We start from the raw sequence: 12,283 nt of genomic DNA on the forward strand, positions 1-12,283 counted from the left end.
GACGATGAGAGCAGAGTACAGCTATTGCAGGGATTATCTGATTAAAAATGGAAAACCGTGGTTTCCGGTGATGGGCGAAATGCATTACAGTCGGTACCGCAAAGAGTGGTGGGAGGAATCACTGCGCAAAATAAAGGCGGGCGGAGTTTCTGTCGTCTCGGCCTATGTGATCTGGATTCACCACGAGGAAGAGGAAAATGTGTTTGATTTTGAAGGATGCCGGGATATCGGAACGTTTGTAAGACTGTGCCGGAAAGTCGGACTGTCGGTATTCTTGCGTATCGGACCGTTTGTGCACGGGGAAGTGCGGAACGGCGGATTCCCGGACTGGATCATCGAGAGAGAGAAAGAGGGCATGGCGATCCGCTGTAACAACGAGGAATATCTTGGCTATGTCAGACGGTTCTGGAAAAAGGTTTATGCGCAGGTCGATGGATGCATGGAAAAGGACGGCGGTCCGGTGATCGGTATTCAGATCGAGAATGAGTACGGCCACGTCGGCGGTCTGCAGGGACCGGAGGGCGAGGCGCATATCCGCACATTGACAGCAATGGCAAAGGAAATTGGCTTTGATGTGCCGCTGTACACGGCGACCGGTTGGGGCGGAGCCTGCATCGGCGATCTGCTTCCGGTCATGGGCGGCTACTGTGAAGCACCATGGGATCAGAGAACGTGCGAGATTGAGCCGAACGCAAACTTTGTGTTCAGCCACACAAGGAACGATGCACTGATTGCGTGTGATCATCATGTGGAAAATGCAAACAGTTACAACGAGGAGGATTTTCCGTTTTTGACGGCAGAACTTGGAGGCGGGCTTCAGGTTACCATGCACAGAAGACCGGTGGCGAAGGGATGCGATGTCGGAGCGATGTCTACCGTAAAAATGGGAAGTGGAGCAGGGCTGCTCGGCTACTATATGTACCACGGCGGCAGCAATCCGAAGGGAAAACTGTCCACCCTGCAGGAGAGCCGCGCGACAGGATATCTGAACGACCTGCCGGAGATCAATTACGATTTCAACGCGCCGATCCGGCAGTACGGAACAATCTCGGACAGCTATCGGGAGATCAAGCTGCTGGCGCTGTTTTTGAATGATTTTGGCGAGGATATGGCCTCACTTCGGTCTGAAATTCCAACGATAAGGATTCTGCCGGGAGATATGCACACTGTTCGGACAGCGTGCCGTCACGATGCGGACCATGGATACGTCTTTTTTAACAATTACCAGAGAAGATGGAAGATGGATGATCATCCACAGGTGAAACTGGAGGGACTCCTGGATGGAAAAGCGAGCGTGGGATTTCCGGCATTTGACCTGAAAGAGGGAATGTATGGATTTTTTCCGTACAATATGAAACTAAACGATGCGGTTCTTCACACGGCACTTGCCACACCGCTCTGCGTTTTACATACGAAAAAGGGAGATGCGTTCGTATTTTACGGTGATCTCGACCCGCAGATTCAGTGGGAGGGCGATGCGCGCGCAGAACTCTGCCTGATTTCCCGGCAGGAGGCGCTGAATGCATGGAAGGTGCATCTGGATCAGGATTATCTCGTTCTTTCCGAAAATTATGTCTGGGAAGAAAACGGTGAGCTTGTTGTGACAGGCAGTGGAAAAACCATGATCGCTGTGTATCCGGCAGTGGAAAAAGGCATTGTGGATTTCAAAGAGTGTGGAAAAAGAGGAAACTTTACGCTGTATGAGCGTATTTACAAAGCACAGGAGCCGGAGGCAGAGCTTGTCTGCAAAGAGCAGGATAAAGAGAAAGCAGTATACGAACTGAAGCTTGCTTATCCGGGCGAAAAAAATTATCACGATGCGTTTGCTTTTCTGACCTGGTACGGAAACCGTATGGAAGTGTTTGATGGGGAAGAGAAAATCAACGATTATTTCTATACCGGTCAGGAGGCCCTGTTAAGCCTTGGCTATTTTGAGTTTCCGGAGAAACTGAAACTCGTTGTCTATCCTCTGCATCCGGGTGATCCGATTTTTCTGGAAAAGCAGCCGGATGCAGCGGATGGATGTGCCTGCAAAATTGAGAAGCTGCACGTAGAGACGATATTTCGATGAACAGAGAAAGGAAAACGAACATGAACCAGAGTGGATTTATCTATGGAGGGGATTATAACCCGGAGCAGTGGCTTGCGATGCCGGAAATTCTGGAGCAGGATATCGAATATATGAAGGAGGCGCATATCAACGAGGTGACGCTTGGTGTCTTTTCCTGGTCTGTGCTCGAGCCGGAGGAGGGTGTATACCACCTGGAATGGCTGGAAAAGATCATGGATCAGCTGTATAAGAATGAGATTTCAGTAATTCTCTCGACACCGTCTGCAGCACGCCCGAAGTGGCTTGCAGACAAATACCCGGAGGTACTGCGCGTAAACGCGGACCGCACGAAAAATCTGTTCGGCGGACGCCATAATCACTGTTATACTTCGCCGGTTTACCGGGAAAAGGTGGGGAAAATTGATCGCCTGCTGAGCGAGAAGTTTGGAAAGCACCCGGCGGTAAAAATGTGGCACATTTCGAATGAACTGAGTGGAGAATGCCATTGCCCGCTCTGCCAGAAGGCATTTCAGGGGTGGCTGAAGAAAAAATATGAGACGATTGATGCATTGAATATGTCGTGGAATACAACGTTCTGGAGCCATTCGTATCAGAATTTTGAGCAGATTGAGAGTCCGTCCCCAAAGGGTGAGATGGGGCTTCACGGACTGAATCTTGACTGGAAACGGTTTGTGACAGATCAGACAGCAGACTTTGTTGCCTGGGAAAAAGCAGCGATCCGCGCGGGCGGTTCCGAACTTCCGGTGACAATCAACATGATGTATGATTTCCAGGGACTGAATTATCATAAGTTCAAGGATCTGATTGATGTGGTGTCATGGGATAATTATCCGACCTGGCACAAGGAAGCAGAAGAGGTGACTGCGCTTGATGCGGCACTGCAGCACGATTTTATGCGGAGTTTGATGAAAAAACCGTTCCTTCTGATGGAGTCCTGCCCGACAAGCACGAACTGGCAGAGTGTCAGCAAGCTGAAACGGCCTGGGCTTTTAAAGGCGGCATCGCTGCAGGCAGTGGCGCATGGTTCCGACAGTGTCCAGTATTTCCAGATCCGCCAGAGCCGCGGTGCGAGCGAGAAGTTCCACGGGGCGGTCATTGACCACTACGGCGGAAAGGATACGCGCGTGTTCCGTGAGGTGACAGAGACGGGCGAGGCGCTTTTGGATCTGGCGCAGATTGCGGGAAGCACGACGAAGGCACAGGCTGCAATTTTGCATGACTGCGAAAGCCGCTGGGCCATGGAGGATGCGCAGGGACCACGGAATATGGGACTGCATTACATGAATACCGTGAAGAAAGTATATGGCGGTCTTCGGAAACTGGGTGTGAATGTGGATTTCCTTGATATGGAGGAGAGTCTTTCCGGCTACCGGATTGTCTTTGCACCGATGCTGTATCTGTTTCGGGCCGGAATTGAGGAAAAAATCCGGAATTTCGTGGCAGACGGCGGCACCTTTGTGATGACATACTGGTCGGGAGTTGTGGATGAAAACGACCTCTGTTTCCTCGGCGGAACCCCGCACGGACTGATGGATGTATTCGGCCTGCGGAGCACCGAGCTGGACGCATTGTATGATCAGGATGTGAATGCGGGTGTGGGAGAAGGAAAGACATATGAAATCCGAAATTTCTGCGACCTGGTAAAAACGAACGGTGCCGAAACGCTGCTGGCATACCGTGACGATTTCTATGCGGGATATCCGGCACTGACGAAAAATGTATTTGGAGAGGGCGAGGCGTATTATGTCTGCGCAGATTTTGAACAGGCATTTTACGATGACTTCTGCCGGAAATTGGCAGAAGAAAAAGGCCTGGAACGCGCGGCAGCCGAAATCCCGGAAGGGCTCGATGTTGCAACAAGGGAGGATGAGAAATACAAGTATCTGTTTGTACAGAACTACGGAGCTGAACCGGCTGCATTTCCGATGGATACGGAAACATACCAGCCGATGACGGGAGAGTATGATGGAGTGGTCAGAAGATTTGAGACGGTTGTGTTTCGAAAAGAAAAATAGAAGTTAGGGAATAGAAACAGACGGCAGGCTGTGTGTGAGTACACAGCCTGCCGTCTTTTGAATGGACGGTTATTTCAGTTCCTGTTCCGCCTTTTTCCAGACCTCTTCGTCCAGATCGGTCAGTGCCAGTGCATCGGCGAGTTCACGCACTCGTTTTACGGTGAGATAAAAATAATTCACGCCGCAGGTCAATGTCCGTTTTAAGGAACGGGCAAGGACACTGCCATGCGTTTCCAGCCCGGCGCGGTCGAATTCGGCGAGGTAGCCTTCGAGATCGTAGGGAATCTGAAAACATTCGATCTGCCATGTGCTGTTTTCCAGCGTCAGAATCGCGAAATGGGCATGGCCGCCGACTCCATCAAGCGCAAGCCCAAGGGAACCGGGATTCAGGTATGTTTTTTCGGCATATTCTCTTTGCTCCTGCTTGTGGCTGTGCCCGCCGAGCAGGATTGCGGCATCGAGATTTTTCAGATGGGACAGCAAAAGCTCCGGATGCAGACCGAAATTCCCACGGAGTTCTCCGGGCGCGCCGTGACAGAGACGAAGTGCCGGGAAGAGAGATTCGCGGCAGGTATCCGGTGTGATTTCTTCCTGCGGAACAAAAACAGGAATCAGCCGGCCTGATTCATTTATTTTTCCGACCAGAACACCGTCTGTCGGCAGATGTTCGAAAAATTCCAGATCCTGTCCGGTAAGATTCCGAAACGTATAATCCAAAAGTCCGCTTGTCGAGGAACCTGCCTTCCAGTTCTGCGGATGCCGGATATTTTCCAGCAGATATTCTTCCCTGTTTCCCCGCACCAGATAGCAGGGAAACTCCTCCTGCATTTCGCGAAGCACTCTCATCATCCGTTGCGGAAAAGGCCCGTCTGTTACAAAATCTCCCAGCCCGATGATACCGTCGATCTCCTGACTGCGAAGAAATGCCAGCACCTTTGCGAGCGCATAATAATTCCCGTGAAGATCACTGATTACTGCTAATTTCATGTGTCGTCCTTTCTGTGATATTGAGTCAAAAGGTGTTTTGTCCCAACATCTCTCTATATCAAAATTATAAAATGCGAGATACTGTTTCGATTTTATCAGATGGAGAGAAAGAACGCAATTTAAAAACCTGCTGACAGAAAAAGCATGTTATGATAAGATCAAAGGCAGAGAGTTTCGAATATCTTTACTGTCGGAGGGAATGTATGATTAATCGGGAAGACATGCTGGAGCTGACGAGGAGGATGACGCCGGCGCGGACTTCGTTTGTGCGGATGGCGGGTTGCTATACGGATTCGGATGGGGAGTATGACGGCAGTTTCAACATTCATTTTCTGAAACTGTCCGGTTCGGAAAAGGCCAGGAATCTGGCGATTGCCAAGAAAATTCCGTTTGCGGAATCGAATGAGAAGCTGCGAGAATACCGTTTCCGGAAACATCCCAGGGGCCGGGCAGTATCTGGCAGATGCTGATGGCGCTGCGGGAATGCGGACTGAAGAACGATGCGCTGTTGGAAACGTTCTATGATATCCTGATCGAAGGATTGCAGATTCACGGGGCTTATGCCATTTACATGTTTTATGACCGGTATGATATTCCTGCAAAGGCTTCCGATAAAGAGCGCCTGGGGGAATCCGAGGAGATGTTCCCCTATCTGATCTGCGCTGTCTGCCCGCTGGTTGGAGAATACGAGCCGGGAAATCCTATCTGTGGATTCCTGTTCCCTGCCTTTGTGGACCGGAGCGGAGATCTGGAACGGGTTGATATTTATGCAGAGCGTGCAGCGTGGGGCGATCGGATGGCCAGCATTCTTGGCGCGAAGGGCAGAAAATTCAGATGCGGTCTGTAAAAGAAAAAATCAAAATTGACGGATTAAACCAGGTGCTGATGTGCCTGGCAGTAAAAAAACTTCCCGGCGAACCTGCATATATCGTTCGCCAAGGGAAGTTTTTTAGATACGGGAGCAGCAGAAGTGCATATTTACTGTGCCATCCCCGCTCCATTCTGTGTAGTTGCTCCGTTTTCCTGCGGATTCTGCGTCTCATTGTCGCCGCCGCTTACCACATCGTCCACCGCGCGGCCGACATCCTCAACGCCCTCACCGACACCACGGGTCACATCTTCAGCGGCGTCGCCGACATCATCCCCAAGGGTATTTCCATCCCCGGTATTTGTACCGTTCGTACCGTTGGCATTCCCATCGGTGCCCTCCGTCACATCATTTACATTGTCGTTTGACGGCATCTCTGTCGTATTGACATCGTTTCTGTTATCCGTCTGTCCCATGTCGCTCTCCGTGTTGGTATTGCCATTTCCGGTGTCGTTCGTGGTGTTGTTTCCACAGGCCGTCATCCCGGCCAGTAATACCGCCAATGCCAGCGTCATATACACTCTTCTGATTTTTCTCATCTTCAAAATCTCCTTTCCCTAACAGTGTCTGGACAGTTGCTAGTATTTGAAAAATGCCGGAAAATATACGGAAAAAAGAGGCTTTTGGAAATCTTGACAAAGGAAGAAAAAAACACTAAAACAAAAAGTACGAAAACGGACTAAAAACGAAAACAGGATATATCGAAATGGAAGTCAATCCGGCAAACCGGCGGGAAAAAATCATCAGTCTGACTGAAACGGGAAAACAGTATGCGAGAGAGCTGGTTCTTCCGCTGTTTCAGTCCGAGGAGGAAGCTGCGGCGCAGTTTACGGAGCAGGAGATGACAGAAGCAATCCGGATGCAGGAAAAATTTGCCGACGCACTGGCAAAGAGTATGGAGGAAAAGGTATCCATAGTTCACAATCTGTCCGCTTCGTGATATGATAACAGCAGAATTCGAAAAGGAGAGAAAGAGAATGAAAGAAGAACTGAAGAAATCCCTTCGCACCTACGGCGCCCTGCTGCTGCTCGGTGTGACCGGCGTTCCGCTCGGTGCGGCAGTCGGTCTGATTGAGGCGCTGTTCTGCCGTCTGCTTTTGAAAGTCACGGCTGTTCGCGTGGCACATCTTTTCTGGTGTCTGCCGTTTCTCGCTATGGCAGGTCTTGTGATCGTGGCAGTCAATCAGAAATTCGGTGGCAGGGGAAAAGGAGGCATGAGTCTGATTTTTGATGTAGCGTATGAAGAGGAGACAGAGCTTCCGCTTCGCATGATTCCGCTGGCAATGCTCTCAACGGCGTTGACGCATCTGTTCGGTGGAAGTGCCGGCCGCGAGGGCGTTGCCGTTCAGATCGGTGCTGTGTTTTCCTATTTTGCCGGCAAAAAATTACCGTTTAAAAACGCGCCCGGTATCTTTCTGGTAACCGGTATGGCCGCCGGCTTTGCGGGCATGTTCGGAACGCCGATTGCAGCTGTGATCTTTGCGGTAGAGGTGCTCGCTGCGGGTGAAATGCGGTACGAGGCACTGCTTCCGGCGTTTACCGCATCTTTCTCTGCGAGCGCTGTAGCTCCCTGCTTGGAATCCGCAAAGAAAATCTGGCTGTCCACATCAGCGAAAGCCTGACACCGTTCCTGCTGGTGCGTCTGATTACACTTGGTATTATTTTTGGAATCACAGGCGGCCTCTTCGCCTGGTGCTTAAAGCACACGAAAAAATATCTCGGCGAAAAAATCAAAAATCCGCTGGTGCGTGTTTTCTCCATCGGTGTTATCCTTAGCATTCTGTTCCTGCTTCTGTACCGCGGACGGTATTGCGGCTTTGGAACGAATCTGGTGGAAGCGGTATTTCATGGGGAAAAGGTATATGCATATGACTGGGCGCTGAAATTTATCCTGACAATTCTGACGCTGTCCGCCGGGTTTCAGGGCGGCGAGGTAACACCGCTGTTTACCATCGGAGCAACCCTGGGAGCAGTCCTTGGCAATCTGTTCGGTATTCCGGTGGAGCTTTCCGCGGCGCTTGGCTATGCGGCGGTTTTTGGCGGCGGAACCAACACCTTACTGGCGGCTATTTTCATTGGCGGCGAGATTTTTGGCTACGATTATCTGCCATATTTCTTTATTGTCTGCACCGCGGCCTACGTATTCAACCGCAACAGCTCGATCTATTCCCGCCAGAAACTGACGAAATACAGCTGCTGATAACAGAAACGTCACAAAGTTATCACACACCGTTACGTGTTACAGTTCACTGGTGCCCAGCGAACTGTAACATTCGCAACCCTCATTTAAAGTTTTGCTTCGCAAAAGGAGGGTTGCTCACACCTGAAACATGTTCTTACGCAGCGAAACAGCAAGTGTTTCACTGCTGGGTGAACAGTAACGGTTACGTTACGATACGGGTTGACGCGTTTCCGGGAATGAGGTTATACTAGAGGTATCATATACGAAAAAGGAGTAACGAATTATGAAAGGTATCGTACTTGCCGGAGGTTCCGGCACACGTCTTTATCCGTTAACTATGGTAACATCGAAACAGCTTCTCCCGATCTATGACAAGCCGATGATCTATTATCCGCTGTCTGTTCTTATGAATGCAGGCATCCGCGACATCCTGATCATCTCCACCCCGCAGGACACCCCGCGTTTCGAGGCACTGCTCGGTGACGGCCATCAGTTCGGTGTACAGCTTTCCTACAAGGTACAGCCAAGCCCGGACGGACTGGCACAGGCCTTCATCATCGGCGAGGAGTTCATCGGGGATGATTCCGTTGCCATGGTGCTCGGCGACAACATCTTCTTCGGACACGGTCTGAACAAACGCCTGAAAGCAGCAGTAGAAAACGCTGAGACCGGAAAAGGCGCAACCGTATTCGGCTATTATGTAGATGATCCGGAGCGTTTCGGGATCGTAGAATTTGACTCCGAGGGAAAAGCCATCTCCATCGAAGAGAAACCGGAGAAACCGAAATCAAACTATTGCGTTACAGGTCTGTACTTTTATGACAACAAAGTCGTAGAGTATGCAAAAAACCTGAAACCGTCACCGCGCGGAGAGCTTGAGATCACCGACCTGAACCGGATCTATCTGGAAGACGGCAGCCTGAACGTTGAGCTTCTCGGACAGGGCTTCACCTGGCTGGATACCGGTACACATGAGAGTCTGGTAGAGGCAACCAACTTCGTAAAAACCATCGAGACGCATCAGCACCGCAAGATTGCGTGCCTCGAGGAGATCGGTTACCTGAACGGCTGGATCGGCAAAGACCAGCTTCTGACCGACATCGAGCCACTGAAGAAAAATCAGTACGGCCAGTATCTGATGGATGTGATGAACGGAAAATATATCGACAAATAAAAGCGAACAGCGTTGAAGAAAACTGCCCCGGAAGAAAAATCCGGGGCAGTTTTTGAAAAAAGTGCTTGACCATGACATAACGTCATCCTTTATACTCATGGTACAAACAGAAAATCAGACTGAAAAACAAGAGACAGACAAAACATAACGATAACAAAATCAGAAAAAAGGAGAACCATTATGAGAGTATTTGTAACAGGTGTAAAAGGCCAGCTCGGCCATGACGTCATGAATGAACTTGCAAAACGCGGTCATGAAGGAATCGGCGTTGATATTGAAGAAATGGATATCACCGATGCAGAAAGCGTAAGAAAAGTCATTACCGAAGCAAATCCGGATGTCGTAATCCACTGTGCAGCATGGACGCTGTAGACCTTGCTGAGGATGATGACAAAAAAGAAAAAGTACATCAGGTCAATGCAGTCGGAACCGAGAACATCGCAAAAGTCTGCCATGACCTTGACTGCAAAATGATCTACATCTCCACCGACTACGTATTCGACGGCCAGGGTACCCGCCCGTGGGAGCCGGATGATGAGCGTCATCCGCTGAACGTATACGGCCAGACGAAATACGAGGGAGAGCTCGCGGTAGAGAAATGGGTGAAAAAATTCTACATCGTCCGCATCGCATGGGTATTCGGCGTGAACGGAAAGAACTTCATCAAGACCATGCTGAACCTTGGAAAGACACACGATCATCTGACTGTTGTAGATGATCAGGTAGGAAGCCCGACCTACACCTACGACCTGTCCCGCCTGCTTGTTGACATGGCAGAGAAAGAGAACTACGGCCGCTACCATGCAACAAACGAGGGACTCTGCTCCTGGTATGAGTTCGCCTGCGAGATTTTCAAACAGGCCGCTGAGATCGATCCGGCTTACGGAAAAGTAAGTGTATCACCGGTAAGCTCTGACCAGTACCCGGCAAAAGCAAAACGTCCGTCCAACAGCCGCATGAGCAAAGAGAAACTGACCGAGAACGGATTCGAAAAACTGCCGACCTGGCAGGATGCGCTGCACAGATATCTGCGCGAGATCGAATTCTGATAGCAAACCCCGAAAATAATGCAAAAAAGCAGTTCTGAATTTTTTTATCCTCTTCCGGCAAGAAGATACGTTCTGCGGTGGGAGATGAATTTATAGCAAGACCAGAAAATAACGCAAAAAATTCAGCACTGCAGAACGTGAATTACTGCGTCACGGATTTTCGTCGTACCCCGGTACGCCTTCAAATCCGTTCCTTGTAATTCGCGCCCTGCAGCACTGCCTTTTTTGCGTTATTTTCTGGTCTTGCTATAGTTTCTGAGATTGCTATAAACATTTCCAATAGGCGGAGCCCCAGGTAAAACGGGGGCTCCTTTTTCTTATGCCAAACCCATGCATTCAACAGGGAAAATGCCCTTTTTTCTTTTGTGAATATTGACAGAAAATGCCGTTAAAATTCTCACATCGGATCCGGGTATTTCTGTTGACATTTGAACATGAAATTGCCATTATGAGAGCAGAATCTTTACGTATCCGGCAGGGGGCAGGAACGTGAAGATGACAAAAGAAGGCATGGGGGATGAAGCAATGAAAAAGAGTCTGTTTTACCGGGCAAAGAAGATGCCGCCATCTGCGCAGATCATGCTGCTGTTTGCCGTCGAGGGTGTATTTCTGCAATATATCACATCGATCAACGGTTTCGGCCTGAATCTGTATGCGACAAACATGGGTGCAACCGACAGTCAGATCGGCATTATCCAGATGGTGCCGAACATTGTAGCGTGTGCAGCATTGCTGCCGCTTGGAATTCTGGCGGATCATCTGAAGTCGACAAAGACGATACCGCTGCTTACGCTTCTTATGATGTGTGCCGGTTATGCATTTCTTGGCAGTGTACCGGTACTCGGCGAGAGACGTATGGATCTGTTTTTTGTATCGCTGGCATTTACTGCGGGTGCACTTGCCATCTACAATGCGCAGTGGCAGGCGATGTTCGGTGCTGCGGTTTCGCTGCGACAGCGAAATGATGTCTATGCCTTTCGGAATCAGTTCATGTTTGTGATTGGCATTTTTGCACCGGTGATCTGCGGGATTCTGATGGGAAGATGCCACACGGCCGATGGAAAGCTTCTGGTACTCCGAAGCTTCTTTTATTTGTCTGCTGTCTGTGTTCTGTTGCAGGCCGCTGCAATCAAAAAAATTCCGGTGAAACAGCAGGAGGAGGGCAAAGCTTCGGCAGAAGCGGGAAATGCATCCTCACGTTTTTCTGTTCCTGACCTGCTGGAGGCGATCACAAGTGTGGGAAAAAATAAAGCACTGCGCTGGTTCTTCGTGCCGGTGGTCTTTTTCTATATCACCTGGCAGCTTGACTGGAGCATGTGGTATTTAGGACAGGTCAAATACTGCAAAATGTCGGAGATGACACTTTCCATCTGCAACGGTGTTTTCAATATCGGTCAGCTTGCGGCAGTTGGAATGATCGCGAAGGTTGTCCGGAAAAAATCGCCGGATTTTGCACTGATTTTCGCCGGGATCGGTCTTTGCTTCTGCCCGGTTATTATGATTTTGGTTCCACATTTACCGTTGGCGTACCGCGGGGTTACTTTTATTGTTCTGATGACGGTTCTGAACGCTCCACAGTGTGCCGTTGCACTCTGCACGGTACAGATTCTTTTAAATGCCGCACCGGAAAAGAACCGTTCGCTTTTGATCAGCCTCTTTACGATGATGACGACGCTGACCAACAGTGTTCTGCCGTTGCTTGGTGTCCGTCTGTATACGGCACTTGGGGCAGATCTTACGGCACTGTACCGGTTCAACCTGATAGATCTTGGGGTTCGCATTTTATCCACACTCGGGCTGATATGGCGTTATCAGAAGGCGAAAAAAGATGGCTTTCTGACAAAGATTTCGGATTGAGACGGGCCGTAAAAGCCGAAAATAACATTTACAACAGGAACGATATCGTGTATGATAAATGTGGTTTTCTTTGCACGTAT

At 49.8% G+C, this 12,283-nt stretch carries 9 protein-coding genes and 2 pseudogenes; 9 read left to right on the forward strand and 2 right to left on the reverse strand.

The window, feature by feature from the left end; all coding sequences use genetic code 11:
- Nucleotides 1-4: 4 nt before the first annotated feature.
- A complete protein-coding gene (locus tag DXA93_RS12680; RefSeq protein WP_022461859.1) occupies nucleotides 5-2,071 on the forward strand; it encodes a beta-galactosidase in 2,067 nt (688 codons plus the stop codon).
- Nucleotides 2,072-2,091: 20 nt separating this feature from the next.
- Nucleotides 2,092-4,086, forward strand: a complete 1,995-nt coding sequence (locus DXA93_RS12685; RefSeq protein ID WP_022461858.1) for a beta-galactosidase — start codon at nucleotides 2,092-2,094, stop codon at nucleotides 4,084-4,086.
- A gap of 69 nt (nucleotides 4,087-4,155) precedes the next feature.
- Here the strand turns inward: DXA93_RS12685 and DXA93_RS12690 are convergent, their stop codons facing one another.
- Complete coding sequence (locus DXA93_RS12690) at nucleotides 4,156-5,073, reverse strand: metallophosphoesterase family protein (protein ID WP_022461857.1); 918 nt, start codon at nucleotides 5,071-5,073, stop codon at nucleotides 4,156-4,158.
- Between the two features lie 203 nt (nucleotides 5,074-5,276).
- Between DXA93_RS12690 and DXA93_RS12695 the strand changes: the two are divergent.
- Nucleotides 5,277-5,920: pseudogene (locus DXA93_RS12695) on the forward strand (DUF4317 family protein).
- A gap of 131 nt (nucleotides 5,921-6,051) precedes the next feature.
- On the opposite strand, the gene DXA93_RS12700 reads toward DXA93_RS12695, so the two are convergent.
- Nucleotides 6,052-6,480 (reverse strand): hypothetical protein, encoded by a 429-nt coding sequence (locus DXA93_RS12700; protein WP_117761427.1) that lies wholly within the window; start codon nucleotides 6,478-6,480, stop codon nucleotides 6,052-6,054.
- A gap of 167 nt (nucleotides 6,481-6,647) precedes the next feature.
- Between DXA93_RS12700 and DXA93_RS12705 the strand changes: the two genes are divergently transcribed.
- The 6 genes and pseudogenes from DXA93_RS12705 to DXA93_RS12725 all read left to right on the forward strand — a co-directional run bounded on the left by DXA93_RS12705 (nucleotide 6,648) and on the right by DXA93_RS12725 (nucleotide 12,203).
- Complete coding sequence (locus DXA93_RS12705) at nucleotides 6,648-6,881, forward strand: MarR family transcriptional regulator (RefSeq protein WP_022461854.1); 234 nt, start codon at nucleotides 6,648-6,650, stop codon at nucleotides 6,879-6,881.
- A gap of 37 nt (nucleotides 6,882-6,918) precedes the next feature.
- Nucleotides 6,919-7,563 carry a chloride channel protein gene (locus tag DXA93_RS18970; protein WP_256372651.1) on the forward strand — a complete coding sequence of 215 codons (645 nt, stop codon included), beginning with the start codon at nucleotides 6,919-6,921 and terminating at the stop codon, nucleotides 7,561-7,563.
- Nucleotides 7,564-7,577: 14 nt separating this feature from the next.
- Nucleotides 7,578-8,141 carry a chloride channel protein gene (locus DXA93_RS18975; RefSeq protein ID WP_256372473.1) on the forward strand — a complete coding sequence of 188 codons (564 nt, stop codon included), beginning with the start codon at nucleotides 7,578-7,580 and terminating at the stop codon, nucleotides 8,139-8,141.
- 265 nt (nucleotides 8,142-8,406) lie between these two features.
- Nucleotides 8,407-9,297 carry a glucose-1-phosphate thymidylyltransferase RfbA gene (rfbA, locus tag DXA93_RS12715; RefSeq protein WP_022461852.1) on the forward strand — a complete coding sequence of 297 codons (891 nt, stop codon included), beginning with the start codon at nucleotides 8,407-8,409 and terminating at the stop codon, nucleotides 9,295-9,297.
- A gap of 180 nt (nucleotides 9,298-9,477) precedes the next feature.
- Nucleotides 9,478-10,346 (forward strand): annotated as a pseudogene (gene rfbD / locus DXA93_RS12720) (dTDP-4-dehydrorhamnose reductase).
- Nucleotides 10,347-10,841: 495 nt separating this feature from the next.
- Nucleotides 10,842-12,203 (forward strand): MFS transporter, encoded by a 1,362-nt coding sequence (locus tag DXA93_RS12725; protein ID WP_243109228.1) that lies wholly within the window; start codon nucleotides 10,842-10,844, stop codon nucleotides 12,201-12,203.
- Nucleotides 12,204-12,283: the final 80 nt, after the last annotated feature.

Source organism: Blautia sp. OF09-25XD (assembly GCF_003482095.1).
GTDB lineage: Bacteria > Bacillota > Clostridia > Lachnospirales > Lachnospiraceae > Fusicatenibacter > Fusicatenibacter saccharivorans.